Source organism: Nocardia bovistercoris (assembly GCF_015674855.1).
Lineage (GTDB): Bacteria > Actinomycetota > Actinomycetes > Mycobacteriales > Mycobacteriaceae > Nocardia > Nocardia bovistercoris.
In genome coordinates, this window is sequence record NZ_JADMLG010000008.1 from 210,658 (window position 1) to 224,707 (window position 14,050).

The 14,050-nt window shown below is 69.2% G+C and carries 13 protein-coding genes; 7 read left to right on the forward strand and 6 right to left on the reverse strand.

The annotated features are described in order from the left end of the window. Nucleotides 1-18: 18 nt before the first annotated feature. Together trmB and IT779_RS20675 are read right to left on the reverse strand one after the other, a co-directional pair. Entirely contained in the window at nucleotides 19-828 is an 810-nt protein-coding gene (gene trmB, locus IT779_RS20670; RefSeq protein WP_196151010.1) for a tRNA (guanosine(46)-N7)-methyltransferase TrmB, read from the reverse strand. Between the two features lie 94 nt (nucleotides 829-922). After that, nucleotides 923-2,479, reverse strand: a complete 1,557-nt coding sequence (locus tag IT779_RS20675; RefSeq protein ID WP_332838889.1) for a lipase family protein — start codon at nucleotides 2,477-2,479, stop codon at nucleotides 923-925. A gap of 176 nt (nucleotides 2,480-2,655) precedes the next feature. Here IT779_RS20675 and IT779_RS20680 point away from each other — a divergent pair, with 176 nt between their 5' ends. The 4 genes from IT779_RS20680 to IT779_RS20695 all read left to right on the forward strand — a co-directional run bounded on the left by IT779_RS20680 (nucleotide 2,656) and on the right by IT779_RS20695 (nucleotide 8,401). Continuing rightward, complete coding sequence (locus IT779_RS20680) at nucleotides 2,656-3,453, forward strand: SDR family oxidoreductase (RefSeq protein ID WP_196151011.1); 798 nt, start codon at nucleotides 2,656-2,658, stop codon at nucleotides 3,451-3,453. Between the two features lie 131 nt (nucleotides 3,454-3,584). Then, on the forward strand, nucleotides 3,585-4,718 hold the full coding sequence (locus IT779_RS20685) for a hypothetical protein (protein ID WP_196151012.1): 1,134 nt from the start codon (nucleotides 3,585-3,587) through the stop codon (nucleotides 4,716-4,718). A 115-nt stretch (nucleotides 4,719-4,833) separates the two neighbouring features. Then, complete coding sequence (locus IT779_RS20690; RefSeq protein WP_332838890.1) at nucleotides 4,834-6,318, forward strand: hypothetical protein; 1,485 nt, start codon at nucleotides 4,834-4,836, stop codon at nucleotides 6,316-6,318. Nucleotides 6,319-6,568: 250 nt separating this feature from the next. Next, nucleotides 6,569-8,401 (forward strand): phosphoenolpyruvate carboxykinase (GTP), encoded by a 1,833-nt coding sequence (locus IT779_RS20695; RefSeq protein WP_196151013.1) that lies wholly within the window; start codon nucleotides 6,569-6,571, stop codon nucleotides 8,399-8,401. A gap of 125 nt (nucleotides 8,402-8,526) precedes the next feature. Here the strand turns inward: IT779_RS20695 and IT779_RS20700 are convergent, their stop codons facing one another. Beyond that, nucleotides 8,527-9,051 (reverse strand): SRPBCC family protein, encoded by a 525-nt coding sequence (locus tag IT779_RS20700; RefSeq protein ID WP_196151014.1) that lies wholly within the window; start codon nucleotides 9,049-9,051, stop codon nucleotides 8,527-8,529. Between the two features lie 340 nt (nucleotides 9,052-9,391). Here IT779_RS20700 and IT779_RS20705 point away from each other — a divergent pair, with 340 nt between their 5' ends. Then, entirely contained in the window at nucleotides 9,392-9,562 is a 171-nt protein-coding gene (locus IT779_RS20705; protein WP_196151015.1) for a hypothetical protein, read from the forward strand. Between the two features lie 33 nt (nucleotides 9,563-9,595). Here IT779_RS20705 and IT779_RS20710 read toward each other — a convergent pair whose 3' ends face one another. Next, entirely contained in the window at nucleotides 9,596-11,041 is a 1,446-nt protein-coding gene (locus IT779_RS20710; RefSeq protein ID WP_196151016.1) for an aldehyde dehydrogenase, read from the reverse strand. A gap of 222 nt (nucleotides 11,042-11,263) precedes the next feature. Between IT779_RS20710 and IT779_RS20715 the strand changes: the two genes are divergently transcribed. Then, nucleotides 11,264-11,572 (forward strand): hypothetical protein, encoded by a 309-nt coding sequence (locus IT779_RS20715; RefSeq protein WP_196151017.1) that lies wholly within the window; start codon nucleotides 11,264-11,266, stop codon nucleotides 11,570-11,572. Here the strand turns inward: IT779_RS20715 and IT779_RS20720 are convergent, their stop codons facing one another. Both IT779_RS20720 and IT779_RS20725 read right to left on the reverse strand, forming a co-directional pair. Further along, on the reverse strand, nucleotides 11,573-12,340 hold the full coding sequence (locus tag IT779_RS20720) for a class I SAM-dependent methyltransferase (RefSeq protein ID WP_196151196.1): 768 nt from the start codon (nucleotides 12,338-12,340) through the stop codon (nucleotides 11,573-11,575). A 162-nt stretch (nucleotides 12,341-12,502) separates the two neighbouring features. Further along, entirely contained in the window at nucleotides 12,503-12,646 is a 144-nt protein-coding gene (locus IT779_RS20725; protein WP_196151018.1) for a hypothetical protein, read from the reverse strand. A gap of 186 nt (nucleotides 12,647-12,832) precedes the next feature. Here IT779_RS20725 and IT779_RS20730 point away from each other — a divergent pair, with 186 nt between their 5' ends. Then, complete coding sequence (locus IT779_RS20730; RefSeq protein WP_196151019.1) at nucleotides 12,833-14,005, forward strand: glycosyltransferase family 4 protein; 1,173 nt, start codon at nucleotides 12,833-12,835, stop codon at nucleotides 14,003-14,005. Nucleotides 14,006-14,050 lie beyond the last annotated feature (45 nt).

A 14,050-nucleotide genomic window follows, 5' to 3' on the forward strand; every position in this document is an offset into this window, starting at 1 on the left:
GCAGGCTGCTCTCGCTCATCACTTGATCTTGCCCCATATGAACTCCGTGATGGCGCTTCCGGCGCGATGTGCCTTGCCCTCGAACTTGGTGACCGGGCGATCGAATCCGATCGGCGCGTCACCGCCGGGTGCGACGCCCGCGCCGCCGGTGGTCTCGTTCAGTCCGACCAGCTGCGGTTCGCCCGCGCCGACCTCGGCGATGTGTTCGGCGTATCCGGCGTGATCGGTGGCGACGTGCAGGACGCCGCCCGCTCTGAGCCTGCTCGCGATGAGTGCGAGTGTTGTGGGTTGCAGCAGCCGTCGCTTGTGGTGGCGTGCCTTGGGCCACGGGTCGGGGAAGAACACCCGAACGCCGGTGAGCGACTCTTCGGCGATCATGTGCTCGAGTACGTCTACGGCGTCGCCGCGCAACAGGCGGATGTTGTCGATGTCCTCGCGTTCGATGCGCTGCACGAGTTGGGCGAGGCCCGGCTGGTACACCTCGATGCCGATCAGGTTCACCTTCGGCTCGGCGAGCGCCATCGCGGCCGTCGCCGTGCCGGTTCCGCAGCCGATCTCGATGACAAGGGGCGCGTCGTGCCCGAACCAGGCGGCGGCGTCGAGCGGTTCGTCACCCACTTCGCGGCCGATCTTCGGCCACATGCGGTCCCAGGACTGTTGCTGGTTGGGCGTGAGCGCGCCGCGTCGCGAGCGGAAGCTCGTCACGCGCGGGTAGAGGCGGGAGCCGGTCGGCGATCGTCTGCCTGCTTCGAGCGGGGCCGTGGCTGTGGACGGCGGGCCCGGAACCGAGTCGGCAGTGTGGTTGGCGGCGTCGTTCACGGGGTCCATTCTCCAGCATCGGGTGTTCAGCCCGGCACTCGTACCCCCGCGTCGGGAGGTTCGGCGTGGTCGATAGGGGGAATTCGTGTGTCGCGCGGTGTCATCAAGCTGCCTGTTCGTGCGCGAGCGGCGGCTGCGGCGCGTGTTCCTGCCGCAGCGGACGCCCCAATATCACCTTGGCGGTGGTGGTCGCCATCTCCAGCAGTCCGCGCAGCCCGCGTCGCGAGGCGAGCACCGACCACACCGTCACATCGTCGTCGGCGGTATCGGTGGCCGCGCCCTCGAGCCGGTCGGCCAGCCAGGTCAGGCTGATCGGCGTGGCCAGCACCAGCATGGAGAAATGTTCGCTGAGCCGGTCGCGCACGTAGGTCACCCTGGCGCCGCCCGCGCGGTAGCGGGCCACCTGGCCGTCGACCCCGTCCATGTGGATGACCTGGTCGTGGATCGGCTGCACCACGAGCAGGGGGCAGGTCGGTGCGGCATGACCGAGCCGCAGGTCGTCGAACATGGCGCGGAACTCGGGGGTCGCCATGATCTCGGCGATCCGCCTTCCGGTCATGAAGTCGTCGACGTGTTTGCCCGCGAGCGACAGGATCGCCTCGAGCGGACTCGCCTTCTCGGCGCGTTCGATGAACTCGCGCCCTTCGGGACTCAGTTCGTCGAGGATCACCGCGCCCAGCGCCGGATACAGCCGGTGCAGCGCCGCGATGACGATGGCGGGCAGGCCCGCGAAACTCGTGCCGTTGAGACGTTCGAAGACCTGGCCGGGATCGCCGACCGGCGCACCGAGCACCGCGCCCACGATATTCAGTTCCGGTGCGTAACTCGGCGCCATCTCGGCCACCCAGGAGCTCGCCATGCCGCCGCCCGAATAGCCCCACACCCCGATGGGGGTGTCCGCGCGCAGGCCGAGCGGGGCGAAGGCGATGGCGGCGCGCAGTCCGTCGAGCACGCGGTAGCCGGGTTCGCGTGGTGCGCCGAAATTGCCGTGCGGGCCCTCGTGGTCGGCGATGGACACCGCCCAACCCCGGCGCAGCGCGTTCGCGACGAGCAGCCACTCGAACTGGGTGACCGAGCCGATCGCGCGCGCTCCGCGGCGCAGGGCGTACGAGGGCGCGCAGCGTTCGCTGACCGCGTCCATGGCGGTCTGGAAGGCCAGCAGCGGGCGCTCGACCTCGGGGTCGGCGTCATCGGGCAGCAGGACCGTGGTGATCGCCGCCTCGGGCGCGCCGTGCAGGTCGCAGCTGCGGTAGAGGAGCTGCCAGGCCGATACCCGCTGGGGGACGAGGCCGAAGAGGGCCAGTTCGACGCGGCGGGTGCGCAGGATGGCGCCCGGCTGGGTCTTGGCGAATCCACGCGGCGGGCGGTGGAACGGGTCGACGCTCGGCAGCGGCGGACCGGCGGGATGGTGCGGGTCGGGGTCGGCGCCAGGGATACCGATGGGGTCGACGGTAGCCGTGCCGGCAAAGTCGGCAGTAGCCGTGCCGGCAAAGTCGGCAGTAGCCGTGCCGGCAAAGTCGGCAGTAGCCGTGCCGGCAAAGTCGGCAGTAGCCGTGCCGGCAAAGTCGGCAGTAGCCGTGCCGACGGAGTCTCCGGTGGTCGTGCCGACCGCGCCGGACTTGCCGGCGCGCGCACCGCTGTGCACAGCGTCGATGCTCACCGCAACCTCCTCGTCGAGTCCGGCCGGACCTGCTCGCGGCCCGCCTGGCCGGCTTCCGCGTTCGAAAAGCGAAGTTGCGCACCGATACTGGTGCCGACCTGCACCGAGAGTAGGTGACGTCGGGGTGCCTGTGAACCCTGGTTATAGAGTTCACCGCTGCCACTACACTGCCGGTCATGAGCTCACCGACAGTGTTCATCACCGGTGCGGCGGCCGGGATCGGTCGGGCCACGGCGCTCCTTTTCGCAGCACACGGCTATCACGTCGGCGCCTACGACATCGATGAAGTGGGGTTGACGAGGCTGTCCGCCGACATCACCGCGGCGGGCGGAACCGTGCGCACCGGCGTCCTCGATGTGACCAACGACACGCACTGGTCGGAGCGGCTGGCCGAGTTCCACGACGCGACCGGTCGGCTGGACATCCTGGTCAACAATGCCGGGATCCTGCGCGCGGGCCCCTTCCAGGACATCGACCTCGCCGCCCACCGCGCCGTCGTCGACGTCAACCTCGGCGGCGTCCTCACCGGAACCCATACCGCCTTCCGCTACCTGCGCGACACCGAGGGCGCGCAGATCGTGAACCTCTGCTCGGCCTCGGCCATCTACGGCCAACCCGAACTCGCGACCTACGCCGCGACCAAATCGGCGGTCAAGAGCCTCACCGAAGCACTCGACCTGGAATGGGAACGCCACGACATCCGCGTCGTCGCGGTGTGGCCGCTGTTCGTGGCCACCGCCATGGTCGACGGCGTCGACACCGGTTCGACGCGATCGCTCGGCGTGCACCTCACCGCCGATGACGTCGCGCACGGCATCTGGGAGATCACGAGCAAACGCGGCCGCCTGCCACGCGTGCACTACGAGATCGGCGCCCGCACCAAGGCCCTCGCCCTCGCCGCCAAGTATTCACCCGGCTGGGCCGTGCGCACGATCAACAAATACGTCACCGGATCGGGGTTCCGGTCGAGGTGAAACCACTGGCGTGAGTGCGCGTGGTGGTCGCCCCGGTCGGTGGATGCTTGCCGGTCCTCGACCGCGTCCGCCGTAGCCGGGTGCGCGGCGCGGGCTTCTGACAGAATCGCTGCGACAAGGGGGTGTGTGCCATGCCGACGGCCACCGAATTCAACGGCCAGATGCGCGAGCGTGGCGTGCCGACGCGGGAACGGGATCAGCTCGACCGGCTGGTGGCGGGGTTGCGGGACGCGGGGGCCGATACGCGGATCGGGTATCACGCCAGTCTCGCCGTCAACGCGTGGCGGCGGCCGCCGCGCATCCAGGTCACCGGGCGGGCGCACACCGGGCGGACCACGGTGCTGCACGCGCTGGCCCTGATGTCGGCCGTCGAGACCGGGCCGGTGGACGAGCCGGGGGCGCCCGATCCCGAACTCGACGCCGACATCGTCGTCTATGTCCTGGCGGGCGCGCCGCTGCCCGCCGACCGCAGGGTGCTGGCCGCCCTCGACCCCGCGCGTACCGTCGTTGTGCTCAACAAGGCGGACGCGATCGGGTCGCGCTGGGGTGACGCGGTGGCCGCGGCCGAGCAGTACAGCAGGGAGCTCGGCATCCACACCCTTCCCGTTGTCGCGGCGCTCGCCGTGCGCACCAGGGCGGGCACGGTCACCGAGGAAGACCTGACCACCCTGCGCCGCCTCGCCGAAACCGCCGACCTCGCGCTGACCCTGTCACCCGACCTGTTCGTCTCACCCGCCGCGGGCCCCGACGTCGCCGAACGCGAAACCCTACTGAACCGCTGGGACCTGTACGGCATCACCTGCGCCATGAGCGCCCTGCGCGCCGACCCAGGACTCGGGCCGCACGCGATACTCCAACTGCTGCACGCGGCGGGCGGCATCGATCCGCTGCACCGCCTGCTGCACCAACGCTACGAGCAGGTCTCCGCACTGCGCGGCGGTGCGCTGCTCGACGAATTCGCCCGCCTCGCCGCCCGCGCCATCCCCGCCGACGGCGGCGGCCGCGACGTGCTGGAGAACTACCTCGACGGCGACGACGCCATGTGGTTGGGACTGTGCGCAGGCCTGGCCGACCCCTCGGTCGCCCACCTGGCCGCGGGCTATCCGGCCCCCGCGCCCGCCGACGCCGACGACGCCTTGCAGCGCGCCGTCCGCTGGCGCGCCGTGGTCTCCAGCGATATGCCGCCCACCGCCCGCCGCGCCGCCCTGCGCGTGCACAACGGCTACATCAGACTGTGGGAGCGGATGAGCAGTGCCGGACTCTGAGCCGCCGGGCCCAGACCCCGCCGCGCCGCCGGATCCGGAACCCGCCTCGCGTGCGGACGCATCGCCGCCGATGGTCGCAGGCGGGCCTGGACACGAGTCGCGGTCCGGTGGTGCGGTGTTGTCGAGTGACATCGCCCTGCCAGGTGACGTGGCGGGGGTTCTGGCGCGGTGGAATCCGCAGGGCGCCGCGCTGTTGGACGCGGTGCGGAATCCCGGCGCGGGTTCTCGGGTGCTTTTGATCGGTCCGGACGATGCCAATACCACCTTGTTGCGCACCGAGTTGGCCCGTTTCGAACCTCGCGTCGAATTCGCGGAGGTGACCGATTCCGCGGCGGAGTTCGGGGCCGCCGCGTTGCCGGGGGCGACTCCGGTGGCGTTGGTCCTGCTGGACGCGGGCAGTGTCATCGGCGCGGACACCCTCGGTGTGCTCGCGCGTGCGCGCGCGGGGGGTGTGCGGACGCTGCTGGCGATGAACGGCATCCACGCTTTCGCCGATTGGCGGCAGATCCGTGATCGAAATCTCGAGGTGCTCGCACCGCGCGGCTTCGAACTGGAGATCCTTCCGGTGTCGGCCCGGTTGGCGGCGGCGGCGCGCACCGGCGGTGACGCCGCGCTGCTCGACCGGTCGGGGGTCGGCGCGTTGCACGCGGCGTTGGCGGCGGCGGTTTCGGGCGCGGCCGGGTTCGGCGCCGACGCGCGCGCGGCCCTGGTGGCGCGGGTGCTCGCGGAGACTCGGGAGCGGATCGCGGCCCAGGTGCGCACTTTGCGTTCGGGTTCGGAGATCGCGCGGCTGCGGGAGGAGCGGGCCGGGCTGATCGCCGGGCGCGACGGCGGGCGGGCCACCGCGATGTCGGCGTTGCGCGGGCAGCTGCATCTGGCGAGGGTGGATCTGGTGACCGAGGTGGGCGGTCAGGTCCGTGCCTTGCACGTGGCGGCGCGCGCGGAACTCGACCGGCTCGCGCCCGCGGAGTTCGCCGACCATCCACGACGCTTGCAGGCGACCGTCACCGAACTGACGGGTGTCGTGGATCACAGCATCGATCGACGTTTCGCCGAACTCGTCGACCGCCTCGGCGCGGCCGATATCGACGCGACGACCGCCCCGCATCGCAGGCGCGATCCAGCGCCGCGCGTCGGTCCTGAACCCGAACCGAGGCACAGGGGTGTCGAAGATCACCTTATGATCGCGCTGGGTGCATCGGCGGGTGTCGGCCTCGGCAGGCTGCTGGTCTCGCCGCTGGCGCTGGTGCCCGCGTTGGACGTCGCCAGCATCCCGGTCACGCTGCTGCTCGGCGCGCTGGTCGCGTGGTGGGTGGTGCGCGCTCGCAGGCAGGTCGCCGACCGCGCGCACATCAGGCAGTGGATGTCGGAGGCGTTGGTGAACGTCAAGGCTCAGCTGGAACAGCGGGTCGCGACGGCGCTGGTCGAGGCCGAGACCGAGTGGGCAGACCGAGTGGTACGTACAAGTGCCGCGAAGATCGTCGCCTGCGACCGCGTGGTGGCAGAATTGGAGACGCGTATCCGGCGAGCAGCGGCCGAGCAACCGGGCCAACTCGCCGCCTGCGAGCGGGATATCGCCACGATCGATCGGTTCGACTAATTTGTTGATTCGATAACTGAATGGGTATCCGATAAGTACCCGGTTCCGTACTGGTCGTCATGTCGAGTTAACCTTTACCCAGGAACCTGGGCGTCCGCTTCGTCCTTGTACGCCGTCCAGCCGGGCGCGCTTTCGACTGGTCGTAGCGGGTGCCTTCCCGCCAACGGTGGCGCTGTTGTGTTCGCGCTGGTCATGGGCCTCGGGCCAGGCGGCGAAGCATCGGCGTACCGCCAATCTCAGGAGAGTTTTCATGACCTCAGCGACCATTCCTGGTCTTCGTGGATCCGACGGTAAAGCGCCGACCGAACACAGCGAACTGCTCACCTGGGTACAGGAAGTCGCAGAACTCACTCAGCCTGAGCGAGTCGTCTGGGCGGACGGTTCCGACGAGGAATGGGAGCGGCTGACCGATCAGCTGGTCGAGGCGGGCACCTTCAAACGCCTGGACCAGAAGAAGAAGCCGAACTCCTTCTTAGCCCTCTCCGATCCCTCCGATGTGGCGCGAGTCGAGTCGCGCACCTACATCTGTTCGAAGACCGAAGCCGACGCGGGCCCGACCAACAACTGGGTCGACCCGGCCGAGATGCGCGCCACCATGACCGAGCTGTACCGCGGCTCGATGAAGGGCCGCACCATGTACGTGGTGCCGTTCTGCATGGGTCCCCTCGGCGCGGAGGACCCGAAACTCGGCGTCGAGATCACCGACTCCGAGTACGTGGTCGTCTCGATGAAGGTCATGACCCGCATGGGCACGGCCGCGCTGGACAAGCTCGGTGCCGACCGCCCGTTCGTGAAGGCGCTGCACTCGGTGGGCGCGCCGCTGGCCGAGGGCCAGGCCGACGTGCCGTGGCCGTGCAACGACACCAAGTACATCACCCACTTCCCGGAGGACCGTGAGATCTGGTCCTACGGCTCCGGCTACGGCGGCAACGCGCTGCTCGGCAAGAAGTGCTACTCGCTGCGCATCGCGTCGGCCATGGCGCACGACGAGGGCTGGCTCGCCGAGCACATGCTGATCCTCAAGCTGATCTCCCCGGAGAACAAGGCGTACTACATCGCGGCCGCCTTCCCCAGCGCCTGCGGCAAGACCAACCTGGCGATGATCCAGCCGACGGTGCCCGGCTGGCGGGCCGAGACCCTCGGCGACGACATCGCGTGGATGCGTTTCGGCAAGGACGGCCGACTGTACGCGGTGAACCCGGAGTACGGCTTCTTCGGCGTCGCCCCCGGCACCAACCGCAGCTCGAACCCGAACGCCATCGCCACCATGGAGGCGGGCAACACCGTCTACACCAATGTCGCGCTCACCGACAACAACGACGTCTGGTGGGAGGGTCTGGAGGGCGAGCCCGATCACCTGATCGACTGGAAGGGCAACGACTGGCACCTGCGCGACACCGAGACGCTGGCCGCGCACCCGAACTCGCGCTACTGCACCCCGATGTCGCAGTGCCCGATCCTCGCCCCCGAATGGGACGATCCGCAGGGCGTGCCGATCTCGGCGATCCTGTTCGGCGGCCGCCGCAAGACCACGGTGCCGCTGGTGACCGAGTCCTTCGACTGGCAGCACGGCGTGTTCATGGGCGCCACGCTGTCCTCGGAGCAGACCGCCGCCGCCGAGGGCAAGGTCGGCACCGTGCGCCGCGACCCGATGGCGATGATCCCGTTCATGGGCTACCACGTGGGCGATTACATCAACCACTGGATCAATGTCGGCAAGAACGCCGACGCCACCAAGTTGCCGAAGATCTTCTACGTCAACTGGTTCCGTCGCGGTGACGACGGCCGTTTCCTGTGGCCCGGATTCGGCGAGAACTCTCGCGTGCTGGAGTGGATCATCGGCCGCATCGAAGGTTCCGCGCAGGCCGTTGCCACCGCGATCGGCAATGTGCCCACCGCGGCCCAGCTCGATCTCGACGGTCTCGATGTCGATTCGGTGGACGTCGACGAGGCGTTGAAGGTCGACGCGGAGGAATGGCGCAAGGAGATCCCCCTCATCGAGGAGTGGTTCGAATTCGTCGGCGACAAGCTGCCTTCCGGCGTTCGCGACGAATTCGAGGCGATGAAGCAGCGCCTCGCCTGATCCCGTTCGAACACCACCGCCCGCACTCGGTTCCGAGTGCGGGCGGTTTCGTTTTCCGAGGCTGTCTCGGAATGGCTCGCCTCGGTAGGGACCGCTCGCGGACCGAGAACCGTTCGATGCGGGGCTCAGGAACCGACTGGGCTGCGCGGCGGTGCGGTGGCGGGCGCGATCCGAGCTCGGACGGCGCGCAGTAAACGGACGTAGGCGCTCCAGCGGGCGGGGGTCGCGACGGTTCCGGTGAGTTCGCGTTCGGCGCGGTCGAGGAGGTCTTCGAGCAGGGCGTCGTGCATACGACGGTAGAAGAACGGCCAAGTGAGTCGCGTGATGCCGCGCGGGCGGCCCGCCAGGGTGTGACGCAGGACGGCGGCGTCGCCGTCCGGGGTGACGGTGAATTCGTGGTAGCCGTCGATATTCGGGGATCCGTTGAAGCGGAAGCGGATTCGGCGTGCCGGCTCATATTCTTCGACCCGGTAGCGCACCGGTCCGTGGCCGCCGCGGGCGCCGACGCCGAGCGGGCCGTCGAGACGTGCGACGGGCCACCGGTCGCCCGGCCACAGGCGGTCGTGCGGGCCGGTGAGGGTGTCGACGAGTGCGCCGACCTGGTCGGCGTCGGCGGCGAGCCGTCGCGAGTGGATGTTCAGCACGGCCATCTGTCCTCCTTTGGAACGATCCTTCTAGAAGGATCACTTTATAAGGGTGGGCGTGGCCGCACCAGAGTCGTGCGACGAAGAACACGGCCCGGTTATTCGAAGGAACGCGGCATCATCCGGACTCGAAGTCGGGTCTCACGCCTGGAAGCGGACTGAGCGACTGTCCGGTAGTTGAATCCGTAATTCCCAGTGGCATCGCAGGTTTCACGCCAACACCGTCGGGAATTCAGGAGCTGTCCACTAAGCTGGAGCACATCGCTCAGCCACCGGCTGAATGCTTCCCCAACGGCACCGCGGCCCACGCCGAATACGGCATCGACACGTGAGAGGTGGTTGGAGCATGACCGATCTGGAGATGGACCCGGCCGCGGTGAGCACGCCGCTGTGCCGAGCGGCAGGCCGATTGCAGTCGGTGCTGCCACCCGGTTGGCGCGTCGAGGTCGCGGTCGAGCCGAACGCGGCGGACGGCCGCGTGCAGCCCGTGCTGCGCCTGGTGCTACCTGAGCGCTGAGTGGCCGGTCGGGGGCCCCTCAGCGCGCGGGCGTCATTCGCTCCAGCCCATCGGCATGAGCAGGGACTTCTGTTCGCAGAACGCGTCGAGCCCTTCCGGACCGTTCTCGCGGCCGAGTCCCGAGTTCTTGTACCCGCCGAACGGCGAGCACGGATCGAAGGCGTACCAGTTGATGGCGAACGTGCCGGTGCGCACCTTCGCCGCGATCCGCGCGCCGTGCTCGATATCGGTGGTCCACACCGAACCGGCGAGTCCGTAGACCGAGTCGTTGGCGATCGCGATGGCCTCCTCCTCGGTCTGGTACGGGATCACCGACAGGACCGGGCCGAAGATCTCCTCCTGCGCGATGGTCGACTTGTTGTCGACGTCGGCGAAGACGGTCGGCTCGACGAACCAGCCGCGGTCGAGTCCCGCCGGACGGCCGCCGCCGAGGACCAGCCGCGCGCCCTCCTCCTTGCCCTTGGCGATATACCCCTCGACACGCTCGCGCTGTCGTTCGGAGATCAGCGGGCCGAGCTGGACCCCCGGGTCGTCGGGCATACCGACCTTCATGGTTTTCACGTGTTCCACCAGCGCGTCGAGGATCTCGTCGTAGCGTCCGCGCGGCGCGAGGATGCGGGTCTGCGCGACGCAGCCCTGCCCGCTGTTCAGCAGCCCGGAGAAGGCGAGCGCCGGAATCCCGGAGGCGAGATCCATGTCGGGCAGCAGGATGGCCGCCGACTTGCCGCCGAGTTCGAGCGACACGCTCTTGAGCTGTTCGGTGGCGATGGCGCCGATTTTGCGGCCGACCGCGGTGCTCCCGGTGAAGGTCACCTTGTCCACGCCGGGATGCGAGATCAGGTATTCGGCGACGTCGGCCTCGGCGGGCAGAACGGAAAGCACGCCGTCCGGCAGCCCGGCCTCCTGGAAGATCTCGGCCACGATATTGGCCGAGAGCGGGGTCAGCGGCGCGGGTTTCAGCACGATCGAACAGCCCGCGAGCAGCGCGGGCGCCAGTTTGTTGCAGGCCAGGAACAGCGGCACGTTCCAGGCGGTCACCGCGGCGACCACGCCGAGCGGTTCGCGGGTGACCCGCGTGGTGCCGAAGGAACCGGTGCGCACCTCTCGCCACGGGAAGGTTTCGGCGAGTGCGGCGTAGGCATCGAGTGTGGCCACGGCGGGCAACTGGTTGAGGGTCAGGCTCGCGAGCGCGGGGGCGCCGACCTCGGCGGTGAGCGCGGCGACGAGTTCGGCCGAGCGCGCTTCGATGAGGCGGGCCGCGCGGGTCAGGAGGGCGGCGCGTTCGGCGGGCGGGGTCGACTGCCACGGGCCGTTGTCGAAGGCGTGCCTTGCGGCGGCGACCGCGGCGTCGACGTCGGCACGGGTGACGACGGGGACGCTGCCCACCGGCTCGACCGTGGCTGGGGAGATGACCTCGATGCGCTCGGCGGAGGTCGGCGCGGTCCACTGGCCGCCGATGAACAAGCTGTCGTATTGCATGAGAACACGTTACAGTTTTGCCGTCCGGTTTGTCTGTAACATGTTCCAGTTTCGTCGCGTGGAAACCCTCTGACCTGGGCAAAAGCCAACCTGTCGGTTCTCTTTTTCGGCAAACGCACTATTGCATTCCCGTGCTGGACCGAGGATGCTGTAGCTACTGATCAGCTCGCTCGAAAATGAACCGATTATGCATTGATCCGATACCGCAGGGGTGAACCAGGCATGGCGGTGCAAGTGATCGGCCGGTCGCTGATGACAAGTGACCAGACCGAGCATCAAGCGAAGAGCGTCGGCGGCGGCGGATGGGTGGTCTCCTTCCTACCCGGCCGTACGCTGACGATCGAGCAGGCCACGGCGGCCATGCAGGCCGCCGAGGCGGTCGCGGTCGTCGGTGTGCTGGCCGATCAGGTCGGCCTCACCACGCTCGAGACCGTCGGACTCGCCATCCAGGAATCACCGTGGTGTGAACCGCTGCCGGGAGCGCGCGGTTGGCGAAGGGGTCTGCTGGAGCGGGGCCTGGTGGAGCGGTGATCACTTGGTCGCGACCACGACCAGATTGCTGACCAGCAGCTCACGCAGCAGCGGCACGCGCACCAGCCACCACGCCCAACGCGGGTGGTAGCGCGGGAAGATCGTGCGCACCTCGGCCGAGGTGTTCGCCGCCCAGCGCAGGCCGTCCGCCGCGCGCACCGCGAACAGCGAGGCACCGAAGCGGTTCTTCGGTTCGCGTCCGTACTTCCTGCGGTATCTGCGGGCCGCGTACTCGCCGCCGAGATAGTGCCACGGCCCGGTCTCGTGGCCGCCGAACGGGCCGTGCCAGACCGTATAGGACAGCACGATCAGGCCGCCGGGCCTGGTCACCCGCACCATTTCCTCCGCCATCAGCCACGGATCGGGGATGTGCTCGGCGACATTGGACGAGAAGCAGATATCGACCGCGTCGTCGCGAATGGGCAGCGCCATGCCGGAACCGCGCACCGCTCCCGTCACCGAAAGGCCCGCCGCGTGCATTTCCGACGGGTCGGGTTCGACCGGGATGTAGCGCGCGCCAGCGCGGGCGAATTCGTCGGCGAAGTATCCGGGGCCGCCGCCGACGTCGAGCACGGTGGCGCCCGCGAGGTCGCGGCCGGTGATGTCGAGGGAGAAATCGGTGAGCAGGTCGGCGCTGTCGGCCGCGATGCCGCCGTAGAAGCGGGCGGGGTCGGACTGCTCGAAACGGAAACTGCCGAGCAGGCGCAGCGAGCGGCGCAGCGTGGCGCGGTGTGCGAATCGGGACTCGGCGGGCCGGTTGGTCGTCACGGTGACGCGCGGAGCGGTGACAGTCGGAGCGCCGAAGGGCGGCTTCGTCTCGGTTGTCGGCACGGCCGAAGTGTCGCACAGGGGATAATCGGTCGCTGATCGTCCCCGTGTGGGAGTCCGCCGCGGGCCCGGTGCCGCGCGCGCCGGGCCCGCGACGGGGGTCTAGCCGATGCCGCTGCTCGCGCCGCTGCCGGTGGACAGCGACGACGTGATCAGGCCGAGGACCACCGTGAGCAGGGCGCCGAGGTCGCCGGTGGCGCCGCCACCCGCTCCGCCGTCGGTTCGTGTTCTCGGTGTCGCCTTCATGTCATCTCCTCATCGTGATGGTGAATCGTGGTCGGCACGCTATCGAAGACGGCTGTGAAATGTAGGCATTTCAATATTTTCCCCGAAACGATGTCGGGTGACACTTCTCGGAGGAGACCGCAAGTTATGGTGTAGCCCGGCATCCCCGTTCCGCACGGAACCCGACGAAGCGAGAGAAGCTCCACAGTGCGCGAAGTCCTCCTCCTCTGCTGGCGTGACACCGGGCACCCGCAGGGTGGCGGCAGCGAACGCTACCTGGAGCAGGTCGGCGCCCAACTCGCCGCGCGCGGGGTCAAGGTCACGCTGCGCACCGCGCACTACCGCGGCGCGCGCCGTCGCGAACACGTCGACGGCATCCACATCAGCCGCGGCGGCGGACGCTACACCGTGTACCCGCGCGCACTCGCGGCCATCGCCCTCGGCAGGCTCGGCATCGGCGCGCTGCGCGGACTGCGCCCCGACACGGTCATCGACACCCAGAACGGCATCCCGTTCTTCGCGGGCGCCGTCGCCGACGCGCCCTCGGTGGTGCTCGTGCACCACGGACATCGCGAACAATGGCCCGTCGCCGGACGGCTCGTCGGCCGGATCGGCTGGTGGATCGAGTCGCGGCTGTCCCCGCGGGCGCACCGCGACAACCAGTACCTCACCGTGTCGCTCCCGTCGGCCGAAGAACTCGCGACCCTCGGCGTGAATCGTTCGCGCATCGCTGTGGTGCGCAACGGCGCCGAGCCGGTGCCCGTCGACGCGCCGACCGGCGCGGCCCATACCCGCGCGCCGCGACCGCGTGTCGTGGTGCTGTCGCGGCTGGTGCCGCACAAGCAGATCGAGGACGCGCTGTCCGCCGTCGCGCGACTGCGCGCGTCCATCCCCGGCCTGCACGTCGACATCGTCGGCGGCGGCTGGTGGGCCGAGAACCTGCGCGCCTACGCCGAGGAATTGCGCATCGCCGACGCGGTCACCTTCCACGGACACGTCGACGAAGTCCGCAAACACGAACTTCTCGCCGGCGCCTGGGTGCATGTGCTGCCCTCCAGGAAGGAAGGCTGGGGCCTGGCCGTCATCGAGGCGGCCCAACACGGCGTGCCAACGGTCGGGTACCGCAGCTCACGCGGGCTCACCGACTCGATCGTCGACGGGGTCACCGGCGTACTCGTCGACGATGTCGCGCACCTCACCGAAGCCGTCGGCGAACTGCTCGACGATCACGCGGGCCGCACGGTGATGGGTGAGAAAGCGCGTGCGCGTGCCCGCGAATTCTCCTGGGAGCAGACCGGCAACGGGGTGTACGAGGTGCTGGCCGCGGTCGCGCGCGGCGAGCGAGTCGCCGGACTGGTCGCCCCGCCTGCCGAGCGCTGAGCGGCGGGTTGTCGGGTGCCTGACGTCGTCGGCGTGGAGCGCGGG

Coding starts and splice junctions, on each gene's coding strand:
- trmB (WP_196151010.1), bottom strand. CDS start 828: ATGGACCCCGTGAACGACGCCGCCAACCACACTGCCGACTCGGTTCCG.
- IT779_RS20680 (WP_196151011.1), top strand. CDS start 2,656: ATGAGCTCACCGACAGTGTTCATCACCGGTGCGGCGGCCGGGATCGGT.
- IT779_RS20685 (WP_196151012.1), top strand. CDS start 3,585: ATGCCGACGGCCACCGAATTCAACGGCCAGATGCGCGAGCGTGGCGTG.
- IT779_RS20695 (WP_196151013.1), top strand. CDS start 6,569: ATGACCTCAGCGACCATTCCTGGTCTTCGTGGATCCGACGGTAAAGCG.
- IT779_RS20700 (WP_196151014.1), bottom strand. CDS start 9,051: ATGGCCGTGCTGAACATCCACTCGCGACGGCTCGCCGCCGACGCCGAC.
- IT779_RS20705 (WP_196151015.1), top strand. CDS start 9,392: ATGACCGATCTGGAGATGGACCCGGCCGCGGTGAGCACGCCGCTGTGC.
- IT779_RS20710 (WP_196151016.1), bottom strand. CDS start 11,041: ATGCAATACGACAGCTTGTTCATCGGCGGCCAGTGGACCGCGCCGACC.
- IT779_RS20715 (WP_196151017.1), top strand. CDS start 11,264: ATGGCGGTGCAAGTGATCGGCCGGTCGCTGATGACAAGTGACCAGACC.
- IT779_RS20725 (WP_196151018.1), bottom strand. CDS start 12,646: ATGAAGGCGACACCGAGAACACGAACCGACGGCGGAGCGGGTGGCGGC.